A 15,358-nucleotide genomic window follows, 5' to 3' on the forward strand; every position below is an offset into this window, starting at 1 on the left:
GAACCAGTGGGAATATTTGGGCGTATACCTGGAAGAGGGATATCTGAAGCCGGACAATAATGCGGCGGAAAACGCGATTCGGCCTTTTGTGGTGGGCCGGAAGAACTGGTTATTTGCGGGATCGCCCAGAGGAGCGGAGGCCAGCGCGTTGTTCTTCAGCCTGACCGAGACGGCCAAGGCCAACGGCCTGGAGCCCTTCGCCTACCTGAAGGTTTTATTTGAAAGACTCCCCCTGGCGACTTGCCGGGAAGACTACCAAGCCCTCCTGCCAACCCCGGATTTTAACCTCTCCAACGATTGATTCTTATCCCTGCCGGGTACTTCTTTGGACGCTTACGTTAATCCCGTTCTCTTGCCGTACACGGAAAATGACGGGCCCTTTGCTTATGGGCGCTCGATGTTTTGGATGCAGGTGCGGCGAGACAGTTTCTTTTAATGCAAAGGCCATCAATAAGATTTGCATGACGCGACCTGCGGCCCGCCTGTTGTGACTCTTTCTTTTTAAGTGGATGTGGGCTCCTGGGAAGGCTCTTTCTGTTGGTTGGTGAGCATGAAGTATTTCTCCCGGACCTGTTTGCGGTAGGTGTGGTAGAAAAACAGGCTCATGACCTCGATGAACTCACGGCACTCCTCCGTGTGTTCAGGGTTGGAGAATTTTTCCAGGTTGGCGGCCATGTAGCGGTTGTCGTTGGACATGATGAAGTTCTGGACAAAATCCGCCACGATTTTCAAGTCTTGAGGGTCGTATCCGTGTTGGGGGCCGAAGCCCAGGTCGTCCATGTCGGAAATGAGGCGGGCGATATTCAGGTCATCGTGGGAGTATACCAACTCCTCTCCCTCTTTTTTGGGGCTCACCACCCCCCACTTCTCCATTTTAGTCAGCCATTTGGGGCTCATTCCCGAGGCTTTGATAAAGCGCTCCCTGCCGCGGATTTCAATGTTGACCAATTGATCCATGGGCCGGAAGTACTTGGCCCGCCGGTCCACCATAGCCTGGTCCAGGGGGGACTGGCTTTTGCGGTTTTTCAGGATTTTTTTGATTTCCGGGATGGGCAGGAAAAAGTTGTCCCGCAGGTCTTTGATGAGCAAAAGCTGATCCAGGTGGGCCTGGGTGTATTCCGCGTTGTTCACGCCGCTTTTCCGGGGTTTCCGGAGCAGGCCTTCCCGCATGTAAAAGTGGATGGTCTGTTTGGGGACCCCGGTCATTTTCACCAGATGGCCGATTTTCATAGCGTTGTCCGGGTGGGTTCAAGGGTTTTTTATTCTTGGAAAAATCCTGTCATTCATGCGGGTTAGTTTAGTCCCGATAATTATGGTTGTCAAGGGATATATTGAATTCCATTGACAAAACATTTTGATATATTTACGATTAAACTATATAGCGTCATATACGCTTTACGTATGGTGCACTGTATGCTATACGGGTTTCAGCGGCGCACGCAAAGGGCCGGGGCCAAGCCTTAAAGCCCAATCAGGGCGCCGCCCTTAAAACCAAAACACAAATCAAACCGAATCAGGCCCAACCGGCCGGCTCGCTCAAGGGGGAAATCATGCTTCAGCAAAATCAGCAGACAACACTGGCTGGGCTTTTATGTGCAACACCGTTCTCCTGCGTGTGCGTCCAGGCCGGTTCGGGGCCGAACGCCTAAGCGTTCGGCGCCGCAATGAAATCCCGCCCGGGGCCGCAAGGGGGCCCGGGGGCTGGAAGATAGAGGATGAAAAACGCGCGCCTCCATGGGTAGGCCGCAATCAAGACAACGCATTAGTAAAAAGGAGAACGTGAATGAAAAGATGTTTTTTCCTGCTCAGGGGGGTGCTTACGTTGTTAGTCCTGGGAATGCTGGTTACTTCGGCATGGGCTTCCGACGCCCTCATGGATCGTATGGCGGATTTCGACCCCAGCAACCCCGTGGTTCCCAAGGGGGACACCATTAAGATAGGGCATTTGAATCCTTTTTCCGGCCCTGCGGCCATGAACGGAGAGCTTTACCACATTGCGCTTCACTGGGTGGCTCACGACCTGAACAAGCAGGGCGGCGTCATGGTGGACGGCAAGCTCAAGAAAATCGAAATCATCAAGGGCGACACCATGAGCAAGCCCATCAACGCCAAAAAAGCGGCGGAAAGGCTGATCCTGGGCGACAAGGTGGATTTGTTGTGGGGCAGCACCGGCAGCCATATCTCTTTGGTTTGCCAGCAGACGGCCGCCAAATACAAGAAAATCTACGTCAGCGCCTTGTCCATATCCGACTCTCTCATGGACGCGGAAAATTTCAACCGCTACACCTTTCACACGCCCTGGACCACCAGCCAGGCGGCCAAGAGCCTGGCCTATTTCTACGCCAAACGGCCTGAGAAAAAATTCTACATCCTGTGCCAGGACTACTCCTTCGGCCACGCCCTGGCTGAAAAGTTCAAGGGGTACTTGAAGGAATTCCGTCCGGACGCGGAAATCGTGGGCGAGGATTACCATCCCCTGTTCACCAAGGATTTCGCGCCTTACCTGGAAAAAATCAAGGCTTCCGGCGCGGAGGTCATTTTCTCCGGCGACTGGATGCCCGACTCCGTGAACCTCTTGAAGCAAAGCCGGGATTCCGGCCTGAACCTGCCTTTCGCCAATATGTATATGGACGACCCCATCACCCTGGGCGTGGTGGGCGTAGAGGGCTCGGCCGGCCTGGTCAACGCCAACCAGTACATGATTAACGACATGGATCCCCGCACGCGGGAGCTCAACAAGGTCTGGAATCACCTTCACGACTCCAAATGGGAGGAGCCCTACAACAGCTCCCTCTATGTCTGGCCCCTGGGCGTTGTGGCCAGCGCCATCAACACCACTTATTGGATGATGGACGTGGTGGAGCGCGCCGGCTCCACGGATCCGGAAAAAATCATCGCAACCTGGGAAGGGGATAAGTACAATTCCTTCGCCGGGGTTCTGGAAATGCGGGCCTGCGACCATGTGACCGTCCGGGACACCTATGTGAGCGAGTTCAGCCACCCCGCCAAGTGGTTCGATAATTTCTCGTACATCGATAAAATCGTCACCGTTCCTTCTTACGTGGTGGAACCGCCGCTTCCCGAAGGCCTGGACAGGTGTAAAAAATAGCCGACTTGCGCCGCTCCCCTGGGGAGCGGCGCATCCGTCCAGGCAGGGCGTCAGGATCGGACGCACGAAGACCCGGTCCGCCGACGACTGCACCGCCGCATCGCGCCGGAACTCCATGGGTGGACGCTGAACGCCTTCCCTCGCCCATGAAGCGTCCTTCCTGCGCCCTGATCCTGGCTTAAATTGTTCCTTACTATATATGGCCGCGGTCGGCTTTGATATACGACCGGGAGGATTAGGACTTATGGACGCAACAACCGCCATGTACGTGGGGCAGATCATGCATGGTCTGGCTTATGGAATGCTGCTTTTCCTGGTGGCTTCCGGCCTTACCTTGATTTTCGGCATGATGGGGATTCTCAACCTGGCCCACGCTTCGTTTTTCATGCTGTCGGCCTATTTTTGCGTTTCCGTCATCCATATGGGCGGGAATTTTTGGCTCGCCCTGCTTGCGGCGCCCATAATTACAGCCGTAATCGGGGTCATGGTGGAGCGGTTCCTGCTTCGGGGCATCCACGCCTCGGGGCATATCGGAGAGCTGATCCTCACTGTCGGAGTCATGATGGTTATCATGGAGGCCGTGCAGGTGTTCTGGGGCACGGACAGCCATATGATCAGCGTGCCTTCCGCACTGGCCGGCATGGTGAATATTTTCGGATTGCAATACCCCCTTTACAGACTGTTCGTCATCTTTCTGGCGCTGGCGATCCTGGGGCTTCTGGTCCTCTTTTTGTTCAAAACCAAAATGGGCATGATCATCCGGGCCGGAGTTTCGGACGCTGAAATGGTGGAGGCCCTGGGCATCAACATGCCTCTGGTCTTTATGATGGTTTTTGCAGCGGGAACCTGGCTGGCGGGCGTGGCGGGCGTGGCGATCTCCCCCCTGTTGTCGGTTTTTCCGGGCATGGCCGACCAGATGGGCATGGACGCCTTTGTGGTGGTCGTGGTGGGGGGCTTCGGCAGCCTTTTGGGCGCCTTTGTGTCGGCCCTGTTTTTCGGCCTGCTCAATTCCTTCGGCATCCAGTTTCTGCCCAGGATCGCGCCGGTTCTGATGTTTGTGTTTATGGTTCTTGTACTGTCCTTTAAGCCCAAGGGACTGTTTGGAGAAAGAGAATGACAAAGATCTGGATCAAAACCCTTGCGGCGATCATTCTAATAGGCCTTCTCATCGCCTTTCCCAAGGTCATGGGCGTATTGAACACCAATATTTTTATCGGATTCGCCATCATGGCCCTGTTTGCAGTCAGTTTGAACCTCATGCTGGGATACACCGGCCTTTTGAGCTTCGGCCACGCCATGTTTTTCGGGCTGGGCGCCTATACCACGGCCCTGAGCCTCAAGCACATAGACAACCTGCCCATTTCCATGGCCCTGCTTTTGGGAGTGTTAGGGGCTGTCGTGTGCGCGGTCATTGTCAGTCCGCTTTTGGTCAGGCTGAGCGGCACGGCCTTTTCCATGCTGACCCTGGCCTTTGGGCAGCTCATGTACATTGTGTGCCTGAAGTTTCGCGAAGTGACCGGCGGCGCCGACGGCCTGGGCGGCTTTCCCGTCCCGGATTTGAAAATACCCTTCACCGGGGGAATAGACATGACCGACCCCGTCAATTTCTACTATTTCGCCATTACCGTGCTTGGGGGCTGCATCCTGCTTATATGGCGGTTTACCAAAACTCCCATCGGCAGCGTCATGATAAGCATTCGGGATAACGACAACCGGGTGGACTATCTGGGCTTCCACGTCCCTTCGGTCAAATCCCTGGTCTTCATCGTGTCCGGGGGATTTGCAGGCGCGGCCGGGGCCATCTACGCCTTGTTCCAGAACATGGTTTCCACGGACGGCGTCCTGGGTCTTTTCACCTCGTTCAATCCCATCATCATGACCATCATAGGCGGGGTTTCCAGTTTTACCGGCCCCATCATCGGCGCCGGCCTGCTGACCATCCTGGAGGAATTCCTCCTCAGATACACGGATCGCATCGCCTTGTTCAACGGGCTGGTGCTGATTCTTATGATTAAATTCGCCCCCGGCGGAATCATGGGAATCTGGGATGGGGTCTATCGAAAATGGTTTAAAAGGAGGACTTTATCATGAATATCCTGGAGACCAAAGACCTCCTGTTCGACTATAGCGGGCATAAGGTATTGAACGGCGTGAACCTGGAAATCCGGGAAGGCGAACGCCATGCGGTCATCGGCCCCAACGGCGCCGGCAAGACCACCTTGTTCAACGTCATCACCGGCAGCTACAAGCCGTCTTCGGGCAGCATCAAGTTTCAGGGCAGGGAAATTTCCGGCATGAAGCCTTACCAGCTCAATCGCATGGGCGTGGGCCGCTCTTTCCAGATTACCAGCACCTTCGCCAAGCAGACCGTGTTTCAGAACGCCCGCATGGGAATTTTGTCCAAGCAAAAGGTCCGGTTCAACCCTTTTTCCAAGGTCGACAAAATGCACAAGATCACCAACGAAACCAACCTGCTGCTGGAGCAAAGCAACCTGGCGGAATCGGCGGACATGCCCGCCGGCCTGCTTTCCTACGGCAAAAACCGGGCGCTTGAAATTTGCCTGGCCCTGTCCACGGATCCCCAATTGGTCATGCTGGACGAGCCCACCGCAGGCATATCCAAGGACGAAACCAAGACCCTGGTGGAGTTGATCCGCAAACTGACGGAAAACAAAACCATGGTCATCATCGAGCACGACATGGACGTGGTCTTTTCCCTGGCCGACCGCATCACGGTGCTGCACCACGGCGAGGTCCTCGCCTGCGACGCGCCCGAAGTCATCAAGAACGACCCCTTCGTCAAACAGGCCTACCTGGGAACCTTGGAGGTGTGATCATGCTGCTGGAAGTCAAGGACATCAATACCTTTTACGGAGACAGCCATGTGCTTCAGGGCGTTTCCCTGCAGGTCCATGAAGGGGAGACGGTGGCTCTTCTGGGCCGCAACGGCATGGGCAAGAGCACCACCTTAAAGTCCATCATGGGGCTTTTGAGGCCAAGAAGCGGCAGGATTGTCTTTAAAAACAAGGACATCACCAAACTCTCGCTTTTTAAAAAGGCCCGCCAGGGCATGGGCTACGTGCCGGAAGAGCGGCGCATATTCCCCCATTTGTCCATCCAGGAAAACCTGCTCATAGGCTCCCGAAACAAGACCGGTGAAGGCGCCTGGGACCTGGACCGGGTGTACCACCATTTTCCCGTGCTTGATGAACGCAAAGCCATGAGCGGCGCCTATCTTTCCGGCGGCGAGCAGCAAATGCTGTCCATCGCCCGGGCTTTGATGGGCAATCCTGACCTCTTGCTGGTGGACGAGCCCACAGAGGGCCTGGCGCCCATCATGGTCCAGAAGGTGGCCGCCATCATCAAAGAGATTTCCTACGCAGGCGTTTCCATCCTGTTGGTGGAGCATAACCTGAACGCCGCCCTGGCCCTGGCCGATCGCGTTTACCTTATGGGCAAGGCCTACATCGGCTACGAAGGCACAGCCAAGGACCTGGAGCAGAACCCGGACATCCGCAGCGAGTTCCTGGAAGTCTGAAATGGGGTCAAATCTACGTTTGACGTTTGAGGATGTCGAGGGCAAGGGCTTAGCTTTGAAAAGCCTCCATAATTGCCTGAATTACGAAAAGACGCTGCCAAGCCCGGTCTATTTGTTTGAGCACAATTTCATATAAAGGATCATTCAATGCCGCTGTCTGAAAGTCTGCAAAAATACGCCAAAAAATTGGGATATCCCAATTCCCCAACCATGGAAAAAATCCTGTCCATCCTTTTTGACACGGAGGAGAAGCAGACCATCGCCTCCCTGCTGCCCGGAAGCATCGACAATCTTGCAGGCCGGGCCTGCATGCATCCGCAGGACGTGGAAAGGGTCATCAAGGAATTGCGATTCATGGGCGCGGTATGCCGCAATCACAGGCTGTCCGGGGGCGAGGAAGTCTTTGAGCTGTACCCCGGCGTCATCGAACTGCGGGACGCGGTTTTGCTGACTCCGGGCATCGATTATTCCATGGTGGAGATGTGGGACCGCATCATCCGCGAGGAATTGCCGGAAACCATTCCCCTGTGGAGAAAATACAAGGTTCCGCCGGCATTGCGGACCATCCCCATAGAAAAGACCGTGGATTCCCGGTCAACGGTTCTGGACATTGAGTCTGCGGCGGCCATCGTGGAAAACGCCGAGCAAATCGTGGTCCTGCCCTGCGTGTGCCGATCCTCCCGCCATACCTTGAACAAAAGCCCCGATTGCCCGGCGCCGGAAGACGCCCACATCTGCATGCTCATCAATCGTTTCGGCGAGGAAGCCCTGGAGCGCGGCATCGGGGCCGCCGTCTCCAAAGAGGAAGCCCTGGCGAAGCTCAAGCTGGCGGAGGAGGCGGGCCTGGTGCACATGACCCGCAACAACATCAAGTCGGACCTGTCCTTGTGCAACTGTTGCTCGTGCTGCTGCACCGGCCTGTTTTTGATCAATCAGATCAAGTACGAGGCTTTTGCGCCGTCCCGTTTTCGCGTAAGATTGAACAAAGAAAAGTGCCTGGGCTGCGGCGTTTGCGTGGACCGGTGCCAGTTTCACGCCATTGAGTTGGACGAGGTCCCCAAAGTCGACCCCGACTCCTGCTTTGGCTGCGGCAATTGCGTGCTTACCTGCCCCGCCGAAGCCCTTATCCTGGAGGAAATCCGGCCCAGGGAGTTTATCCGGTCCACATAGAAACAGTGAAAACAATAGGGGCGTCCACCTGATTGGACGTCCTGGGTGAGTTATTGCTCCAGAAGGCGTACCACTCAGTGGGTTGTTACTGGTCATTAAACTCGCAGGAAGCACTTGCCGGCGTTATGCTCACCACCGGAAAAACCTCAACACGAAAAAAAATGCGCCGGCTGTTTTTCCACGCAGTTGCGGCCGGCGCCTTTGGCTTGGTACAAGGCTTTGTCCGCCCGTTGCACCGTGTCTTCAATGGACTCGCCGGGGGCGAACTGGGCAACGCCGAAACTGGCCGTGACTTTTACGCCGCCGGGAAAAACAAATGCTTCAATCAAAAGCCTCAGCTTGTCGGCCAGGGCCGCCACATCCTCCAAGGTGGTTTCCGGCGACAAAATAATAAACTCTTCGCCGCCCCACCGGAACAAGGTGTCCGTCTTTCGGATGTTCTGCTGGATCAGCTCCGCCGAGTGAATCAGGACCGCATCCCCGGCGCTGTGCCCAAACCGGTCGTTAATGCATTTGAAGTTGTCAAAATCAAAAATAATCAGAGACAACGGCCCGCCATGCCTTTTTGATCTGGCCGTCTCCATGTCCGAAATTTCCGCAAAACTCCTGCGATTCAAAACATTGGTGAGGTGGTCTCTGACCGACAGCTCCAATAGCCTGTGTTTTTGGCGTTTAATCAACTTCCGGTTTTTGAAATCCCGTATGTGAGCGTAATAAATCAGCCTGGAAAGCGCAACGGCGAACGCCGTAAAGGTTACGATGTTGATCTGCTGAATGCCGAAATCCTTGCCCGTGTATGCGGCTGCGACATTCACAAAAAAAACCATGACAGCCATATTGGAAAGATATAAAAACAGGCAGAACCAATTGGAAATAATGAAAATTGCAGCAAGGGAGAAAACAACCCCAATGTACGCGGCGATGGACCCGTTTATGAACACGTCGGCGATGGAAATGGCGACCAGGTTCAACATGGCCAACCACAAAAACGCCGCGATGAGCACTTGATGGTAACGGGAAGGCCGCCCCGTTTTTTCCGGCCGTTTCATCCAGGACAGGCCGATTCCCGCGGTAAAAAGCATAAAGACGGACATGTGGGAGTAAAACAGTATTGGATAGCCTATGGAAACTTCCCACTTATCCGCCTGGTAATAATGCAGGTCGAAAAGCATGATGAGGGCGAAGGCGAACAAGGAGAGCAGCGCGAAAATCGTCCCACGGATCCAGTTCAGGTAAATCAGCTCTGCAACGAACTCCGGGTAATCCGCTCCAAGTTCTTCCTTAACTCGTGCGCCTGTTTTCACGCGGAAGATGCAGCCGGCCCAGGTATTTTTAATTTCGGCGTGTTCCGATAGATCCATAGCATTGGCGTTTAATTCTTTGAATTCCCATTTATAAACACTCGCAAATTTTTAAGCAAAAAGCGTACCACGCCTGGCGTAAAAGACGGTCTGTCCATACTCTGGTTACTGATATCACCTTTAAGACCTTGTTGGCGACCCCTTTTCAAAACGAAAATATATTCATCTAAAAAACCCTTTATTCAGATGGCATTTTACGATATACTTTCAAGGGTTCAACAATCCCGCTATCATTTAGGCCCAACGAATGCTTCATGCTTAAAGAGGGACGAAATGAGCAATGACACGCCGCAATCCGCAATGCTTAATACGCTCAGGGAAACATACTTGTTCCGAGAAACCTTCAGCGACTCCCTGCTTGGGGAAATCCTGGAAAACAGCACCTTTATGGACCTGCCCAAGGACGCCTGCCTCTTTCATCAGGGAGATCCCGGGGACGCCATGTATATTGTCGCCGAGGGCGAGCTTCGCGTAGTGGTGGCGTCGGAAAACGGCGGGGAGTATTGCGCGGCCCGCATAGGCCCGGGAGAGCCCGTGGGGGAGATCCAGCTATTGACGGGCGGCAAACGCACGGCGAGCGTTTTAGCGGAGCAAGACGCCAAACTTTTGTGCATTAGCAGGGAATGCATGGAGCCCCTGTCCGCCGGGCGCTCCCAGTTTTTCGACGAACTCAATCGCATTGTTCTGCAAAGGCTGCGGGAAAACCAGCTTCTGACCATCCTGCCCCACTTGTTCGGGCATTTGGACGGGCAGAAACTTCAATTTCTAAAAAATCAGTTGGAATGGGTCATCGTAAAAAAAGGGGAGAGGCTTTTTAGCCAGGGAGAGCACAGCGACTGCTTTTACATACTGACCAACGGCCGTTTAAGCGTAGTCATGGAAGACGCTTCGGGCCGAAAAAAGCACGTGAACGTAATTAGGCCGGGGGAATGCGTGGGCGAGATGGGCATGATCACCGAAGCCCCGCGCAACGCCACGATTTTCGCCATTCGGGACAGCCAGTTGGTCAGGATGAACAAGGCAGCCTTTGAGAAGATAATCGACCAGTATCCCCGGATTTCCATGCATTTCATGCGCGGGCTTGTGGACCGGACCAAAAAACTAGAGGAGTCCGGGCATAAAAAGCGCACCCAGATCAACGTGGCCGTCATTCCCGCCAGCCAGGGCCTGTCCCTCACGGATTTCACGGTCCGCTTGAGCCGGTCATTTTCCAGATACGGCAGGGTGCTGCATTTGTCCAGCCAGCGCTTGGATCGCCATTGGGGCATGCCCGAGATGAGCCAGGTTCCGGCCGAGGATCCCAAATACAACCGCCTTTCCACATGGCTGGACGAGCAGGAAGACAAATACCAGTTCATCATATACGAAAGCGACCAGGCTTCCTCCAATTGGTCCAGCCGCTGCCTGCAGCAAGCCGATCATATTCTGGTTGTCGGGCGCGCGGATGACAATCCCGCCATCAAGGAAATCGAGTGGGAGATCTATGCCGATTCCGACAATCTGACCCGCCCGAAAATCAGCCTCGTCCTGATCCATCCGGACGACTCCAGGCTGCCCCAAGGAACCCGCCACTGGCTTGCCCCCCGGCAGGTGGACGTGCATCACCATCTTTGCTGGAATAAGGACGGGGATTTCGACCGGGTGGCCCGATTCGTCTCGGGCAATCCCGTGGGACTTGTGTTGGGCGGAGGCGGCGCCAGGGGGTTCGCCCATTTGGGCGTTATCAGGGCCCTGGAGGAATTCGGCATTCCCATAGACATGGTGTGCGGCGCCAGCATAGGCGCCATCATGGGAGCCTTTCTGGCCATGGGCCTGGACCACCAAACCCGTATGAAGGAATGCCGCAAAGGCTTTGTGGATATAAACCCTCTGGGCGATTACACCCTGCCCCTGGTGGCCCTGGTCAAAAGCAGGATCCTGGACCGGCAGTTAAAGCTCCAATACGGAGACGCCCGCATTGAAGACCTGTGGCTGAACTTTTTTTGCGTTTCATCCAACCTGACCAACGCCAAAATGGTGGTCCACAAGTCCGGCCCTTTATGGAAAGCAGTCCGGGCCAGCATATCCCTGCCCGGCATTCTCATGCCCGTCTTCCATAGGGGAGGGCTGCTTGTGGACGGCGGGGTGATAAACAACCTGCCTGCGGACGTCATGAAGAACCGGTACGGCGGTTTTATCATGCTGGTGGACGTGAGCCCGGATGAGGACCTGCAAATGCCCGAAGGCCTGGATGGAATTCCATCAACCCGGTCTTTGCTGTGGAGCCGCATTAATCCGCGCAAGAAAAAAATCCAGGTTCCCGGCATCTTGGACATCATGATGCGGACCATCCTGCTTTCCAGCATCCATCAATCCGGAAAAATCAAAAAAGAGGTGGACCACTTTTTCTACCCGCCTACGGAAGGCTTCGGGCTTCTGGATTTCAAACTGTTGGATAAGATCTTCCAGGCCGGCTATGAATACGCCGTCCAGGAACTGCAGGGCTGGAAAATGCTGACGGAAGACCTATGGGATTTCAAGCTCTCCCAAAGCGCCCGCCATTAGCCCCAAAGCATCCCCCCTATTACAGCGTATACAATGGCGGGCAGTAGGTTGGCGGTCCGTATTCTTTTGACGTCCAGAATAGTGACGCCGATGCCCATGACCAGGATGCCGCCCACGGAAGTCAGCGAGGCCAGCACAGCCGGCTCCGTCAAAAAGACCATGTGTGACGCCGTCAGGGTCAGCGCGCCCTGAACCACAAACACGGAAAGGGCGGAAAAAGCCACCCCGATCCCCAAAGAGGAAGCCAGCGCCAGGGAGCCCACGCCGTCCAGGATGGACTTGATGAACAACAAGGTAGGATCGTTCTTGACGCCGTCGTCAATGCAGCCGAGAATCATCATGGCGCCTACGAGGTAGATCACGGAGGCGGTCACAAAACCTTCCACAAAAGTCGGGGAGGCGGAGCCCATCATGTTTTTCAGCTTTTCAGCCAACTTCTCCAGAAGCCGCTCAATTTGCATCAGTTCGCCGGTGACGGCTCCCAGCAGCACAGCTCCTACGGTTAGCAGGGCGTTTTCCCCCTCCAGGGCCATGCTCATTCCCAAATAAATGATGCAAAGCCCCATGCCTTGCATAAGAATTTCTTTAATCCGCGAAGGCAGACGCTTGCCTGCGGCTATGCCGGCAAAGCTGCCGGCCAGAATCGCCCCGGTGTTTACAATAGTGCCTAACACATTGGCCTCAAAAAAAGAAAAACCGGGGCGAGGCACGTTTGTTAAGCCTCTTATTCGCCCAGGCCTCCCATGAGGATTTTATAATCATCCTCAAAGATGTCCACGAACCGAACGCCCACCTCGTAACCTGAACCGTCAGCCATTGGCTGGCAACGCACGACTTCTCCCTCCGCCGCGATGGGAATGGAGGAAACCGCCAGGTACAGAGGCAGGCGGCGTTTTACCTGGTCCAGGTCCGAAATCCGTATGATCAGGCCTAGAACCGCCTTAACCTCGTAAGGAATCCGGCTGAAAAAACACAAGCCGCCCTCACTGATATCCTTCCCCATTACCACTTCCGCAGCCCTGGCGCCACTATCTTTTTTTCCGTAATCCAAAACGCCTAAGGAGCGGTCATTTATCTGAATGCTGATCTTTTTTGCGAAACGCGGATGCTTTCTTCTTTCCTCCCGGCCTTTCTCAGCTGCCATTGGACGCCTCCCCCTCTTCATCCCATAGTAGGCGGCCCCTGCTATTTTTCTGGGCCTAAGAACGTGAAACAGAAATTCATTAACACATCAGACTGCAAATTTGTCAAGAAATCACGACAAAACTCAATTTTGTAAACCCCGCCCCATCAAACGCGGAAAAAACTTTTATTCCGGAATCAATTATGACAAAATAAAAGTTTGGGCTTTGGCCGCCGAAACGCATGGGGCGAGCCGGCTCCAAAGCCCTGTTAAGACTGCAATCAAGGAAAGCCCATGGCTCTCGATAAACCGGAAATCCTGGCCCCGGCAGGCGATAAAACCTGCTTTTTGGCCGCCGCGGCGGCAGGCGCCGATGCTGTATACATGGGGCTGAAACATTTCTCCGCCCGCATGGCTGCACAAAATTTTTCCATGGCCGAACTGGCTCAGTTGCGGCATCTGGCCGACGAAAAAAATATGCGCATGTACATTGCCATGAACGTCATGGCCAAATCCGGGGACCTGAACGCCGTGGGCAGGCAGGTGGACAAGCTACGCCGTTACGCCAAGCCCGACGCCCTCATTGTCCAGGATTTGGGCGTGGCCGCCGCAGCCAGGCAGGCCGGATACGCCGGAGAAATCCATCTTTCCACCCTGGCCAACGTCACCCACCCCGCAGCCCTGCCCCTGGTGCACGAAAAGCTGGGGATCAGCCGGGTGATTCTGCCCCGGGAGCTTTCCATCGACGAAATCAAGCAATGCGACCAGGCCTGCCCGGACTCCATGACCCTGGAGGTCTTCGTCCACGGCGCCTTGTGCTACGGAGTTTCCGGCCGATGCTACTGGAGCACCTACCTGGGGGGAAAAAGCAGCCTGAGAGGACGCTGCGTGCAGCCCTGCCGCAGGATGTACTCCCAGGGCGGAGGCAAGGCCCGGCTTTTTTCCTGCCAGGATCTGAGCATGGACGTGCTGGCGAAAATCATGCACGAAGCCCCCAAGGTGGCGGGCTGGAAAATCGAGGGCCGAAAAAAGGGGCCCCATTACGTATATCACGCAACCAAAGCCTACAAACTGCTTAGGGACGACCCCGGCCCCGAGGAGAAAAAGGAAGCCCTGGCCTTGCTGGAAAGAGCCTTGGGCCGCCAGGGAACCCGATACAACTTTCTGCCCCAGAGACCCATCAGCGCGGTGGCGCCGGAAAAATCCACGGCTTCCGGCCTGCAGATCGGCAGGACCAAAAGGGAGCGCAAAGGCTTTTCCATATCATGCCGGGAAAAGCTCCTGGGCGGCGACGTGCTGCGCGTGGGGTTTGAAGACGAGCCCTGGCACCAGACCGTCCTGGTCCGCAAAAAGCAGCCCAAGGCCAAGCCATTGCCCTGCTCCGCCGTAAAGGCCCTGCCGCCGGACAACACGCCCGTGTTTCTGATCGACCGGAAAGAGCCGGAGTTGATGCAGGAAATCAAGGAATTGCAGGCGAAAACGGACAAGTTTCCCAGCCCGAAAATCGAGCCTTCCCAGTTTTCCGTATACAAGCCCAAGCCCCATAAAGGACGCCTGCGCACCCAGACCATGCACGTGAATAGGCGTGCGCCTCAGGGCCGAATTCCCGGCAACCGCGGCCTTTGGCTGGATTCGGCCAATTTAAAAAGCGTTCCCCAAAAGTCCACTTCCGATATTTGGTGGTGGCTGCCTCCGGTGATCTGGCCCAACGAAGAGGAATGGTTCGCCGGCATGGTGGGCAAGGCCCTGGCCAAAGGCGCCAGAAAGTTCGTGGCCAACGCCCCCTGGCAGGCGGCTTTTTTGAAATCCTCCAAAAAGCCCTTGGTCGCATGGGCCGGCCCCTTTTGCAATGCAGGCAACGTTCTTGCTATCAATCAAATGAAAAAGCTGGATTTCAAAGGCGTGATTTTAAGCCCGGAACTCACCCGGGAGGATTATTTGAGGCTGCCCCGGGAAAGCCCGCTGCCCCTGGGAATCGTCACGGAAGGCTTGTGGCCCCTGTGCGTGTCCCGCACCATCGCGGAAGGCGTCCGGGAGGAAACCGCCATCACCAGCCCCATGAACGAAACCCTGTGGGTGAGAAAATACGGCCAGAACTATTGGGTCTTTCCCGGCTGGCCCATGAGCCTGTCCGCAGAAAAGAAGACTCTGGCCAACGCAGGATATGCCTTGTTTGTAGCCATGCACGAGCCCTGGCCCAAGGCAGTGCCCCGCGCCAACCGCACCAGCCAGATCAACTGGAACTTGAAGCTGTTGTGATTAACAGATTACTATTTGAACGCTAAGCAAGGCATGTTCGGTAACTTTTACTTGCTTTTATACGTTTTTAGAGTGGTGCAATGTAAGCGTCCAAAGAAGTACCCGGCAGGGATAAGAATCAATCGTTGGAGAGGTTAAAATCCGGGGTTGGCAGGAGGGCTTGGTAGTCTTCCCGGCAAGTCGCCAGGGGGAGTCTTTCAAATAAAACCTTCAGGTAGGCGAAGGGCTCCAGGCCGTTGGCCTTGGCCGTCTCG

General features: G+C 55.2%; 14 protein-coding genes. 9 read left to right on the forward strand and 5 right to left on the reverse strand.

What is annotated here, in order from left to right; translation table 11 throughout:
* A partial coding sequence (locus BUE18_RS26260; protein WP_139264968.1) for an IS66 family transposase occupies nt 1-301 on the forward strand: 301 nt, incomplete at its 5' end.
* A 200-nt stretch (nt 302-501) separates the two neighbouring features.
* On the opposite strand, the gene BUE18_RS26265 is transcribed toward BUE18_RS26260, so the two are convergent.
* The gene (locus BUE18_RS26265; protein WP_073479104.1) at nt 502-1,230 is read right to left on the reverse strand and encodes a MerR family transcriptional regulator; all 729 of its coding nucleotides are present in this window, start codon (nt 1,228-1,230) and stop codon (nt 502-504) included.
* A 553-nt stretch (nt 1,231-1,783) separates the two neighbouring features.
* Between BUE18_RS26265 and BUE18_RS26270 the strand changes: the two genes are divergently transcribed.
* The 6 genes from BUE18_RS26270 (at nt 1,784) to BUE18_RS26295 (ending at nt 7,817) form a co-directional block, all read left to right on the forward strand.
* Complete coding sequence (locus BUE18_RS26270; RefSeq protein WP_073479105.1) at nt 1,784-3,109, forward strand: ABC transporter substrate-binding protein; 1,326 nt, start codon at nt 1,784-1,786, stop codon at nt 3,107-3,109.
* A 244-nt stretch (nt 3,110-3,353) separates the two neighbouring features.
* Nucleotides 3,354-4,226: a branched-chain amino acid ABC transporter permease gene (locus BUE18_RS26275; protein WP_073479106.1), complete on the forward strand. Its 873-nt coding sequence runs from the start codon at nt 3,354-3,356 to the stop codon at nt 4,224-4,226.
* Nucleotides 4,223-5,200 (forward strand): branched-chain amino acid ABC transporter permease, encoded by a 978-nt coding sequence (locus BUE18_RS26280; RefSeq protein WP_073479107.1) that lies wholly within the window; start codon nt 4,223-4,225, stop codon nt 5,198-5,200. The genes BUE18_RS26275 and BUE18_RS26280 overlap by 4 nt, the downstream gene beginning before the upstream one ends.
* Nucleotides 5,197-5,943 (forward strand): ABC transporter ATP-binding protein, encoded by a 747-nt coding sequence (locus BUE18_RS26285; protein ID WP_073479108.1) that lies wholly within the window; start codon nt 5,197-5,199, stop codon nt 5,941-5,943. Before BUE18_RS26280 ends, BUE18_RS26285 begins: the two co-directional genes overlap by 4 nt.
* Before the next feature lie 2 nt (nt 5,944-5,945).
* Nucleotides 5,946-6,647: an ABC transporter ATP-binding protein gene (locus BUE18_RS26290; RefSeq protein WP_073479109.1), complete on the forward strand. Its 702-nt coding sequence runs from the start codon at nt 5,946-5,948 to the stop codon at nt 6,645-6,647.
* A gap of 147 nt (nt 6,648-6,794) precedes the next feature.
* Nucleotides 6,795-7,817, forward strand: coding sequence for a 4Fe-4S binding protein (locus tag BUE18_RS26295; protein WP_073479110.1), 1,023 nt, complete (start codon nt 6,795-6,797; stop codon nt 7,815-7,817).
* Nucleotides 7,818-7,963: 146 nt separating this feature from the next.
* Here BUE18_RS26295 and BUE18_RS26300 read toward each other — a convergent pair whose 3' ends face one another.
* Nucleotides 7,964-9,178 (reverse strand): GGDEF domain-containing protein, encoded by a 1,215-nt coding sequence (locus tag BUE18_RS26300; RefSeq protein ID WP_073479111.1) that lies wholly within the window; start codon nt 9,176-9,178, stop codon nt 7,964-7,966.
* 327 nt (nt 9,179-9,505) lie between these two features.
* Here BUE18_RS26300 and BUE18_RS26305 point away from each other — a divergent pair, with 327 nt between their 5' ends.
* A complete protein-coding gene (locus BUE18_RS26305) occupies nt 9,506-11,722 on the forward strand; it encodes a cyclic nucleotide-binding domain-containing protein (RefSeq protein WP_170868481.1) in 2,217 nt (738 codons plus the stop codon).
* On the opposite strand, the gene BUE18_RS26310 is transcribed toward BUE18_RS26305, so the two are convergent.
* Together BUE18_RS26310 and BUE18_RS26315 are read right to left on the reverse strand one after the other, a co-directional pair.
* Nucleotides 11,719-12,396, reverse strand: a complete 678-nt coding sequence (locus BUE18_RS26310) for a DUF554 domain-containing protein (RefSeq protein ID WP_073479115.1) — start codon at nt 12,394-12,396, stop codon at nt 11,719-11,721. The two genes, BUE18_RS26305 and BUE18_RS26310, sit on opposite strands and share 4 nt — an antisense overlap.
* 50 nt (nt 12,397-12,446) lie before the next feature.
* Nucleotides 12,447-12,866, reverse strand: a complete 420-nt coding sequence (locus tag BUE18_RS26315) for a PilZ domain-containing protein (protein WP_073479113.1) — start codon at nt 12,864-12,866, stop codon at nt 12,447-12,449.
* 273 nt (nt 12,867-13,139) lie between these two features.
* On the opposite strand from BUE18_RS26315, the gene BUE18_RS26320 reads away from it, so the two are divergent.
* Complete coding sequence (locus BUE18_RS26320) at nt 13,140-15,104, forward strand: peptidase U32 family protein (RefSeq protein ID WP_073479114.1); 1,965 nt, start codon at nt 13,140-13,142, stop codon at nt 15,102-15,104.
* A gap of 118 nt (nt 15,105-15,222) precedes the next feature.
* Here the strand turns inward: BUE18_RS26320 and BUE18_RS26325 are convergent.
* Nucleotides 15,223-15,358, reverse strand: a 136-nt coding sequence (locus BUE18_RS26325; protein WP_139264820.1) for a transposase domain-containing protein, incomplete at its 5' end; no start/stop codon positions are given.

Source organism: Desulfatibacillum alkenivorans DSM 16219 (genome assembly GCF_900142135.1).
GTDB lineage: Bacteria > Desulfobacterota > Desulfobacteria > Desulfobacterales > Desulfatibacillaceae > Desulfatibacillum > Desulfatibacillum alkenivorans.

Bases quoted from the DNA above. Each gene is read 5' to 3' on its own strand.
- BUE18_RS26285 (WP_073479108.1), top strand. From the start codon at position 5,197: ATGAATATCCTGGAGACCAAAGACCTCCTGTTCGACTATAGCGGGCAT.
- BUE18_RS26300 (WP_073479111.1), bottom strand. From the start codon at position 9,178: ATGGATCTATCGGAACACGCCGAAATTAAAAATACCTGGGCCGGCTGC.
- BUE18_RS26315 (WP_073479113.1), bottom strand. From the start codon at position 12,866: ATGGCAGCTGAGAAAGGCCGGGAGGAAAGAAGAAAGCATCCGCGTTTC.
- BUE18_RS26320 (WP_073479114.1), top strand. From the start codon at position 13,140: ATGGCTCTCGATAAACCGGAAATCCTGGCCCCGGCAGGCGATAAAACC.
- BUE18_RS26265 (WP_073479104.1), bottom strand. From the start codon at position 1,230: ATGAAAATCGGCCATCTGGTGAAAATGACCGGGGTCCCCAAACAGACC.
- BUE18_RS26280 (WP_073479107.1), top strand. From the start codon at position 4,223: ATGACAAAGATCTGGATCAAAACCCTTGCGGCGATCATTCTAATAGGC.
- BUE18_RS26290 (WP_073479109.1), top strand. From the start codon at position 5,946: ATGCTGCTGGAAGTCAAGGACATCAATACCTTTTACGGAGACAGCCAT.
- BUE18_RS26275 (WP_073479106.1), top strand. From the start codon at position 3,354: ATGGACGCAACAACCGCCATGTACGTGGGGCAGATCATGCATGGTCTG.
- BUE18_RS26270 (WP_073479105.1), top strand. From the start codon at position 1,784: ATGAAAAGATGTTTTTTCCTGCTCAGGGGGGTGCTTACGTTGTTAGTC.
- BUE18_RS26295 (WP_073479110.1), top strand. From the start codon at position 6,795: ATGCCGCTGTCTGAAAGTCTGCAAAAATACGCCAAAAAATTGGGATAT.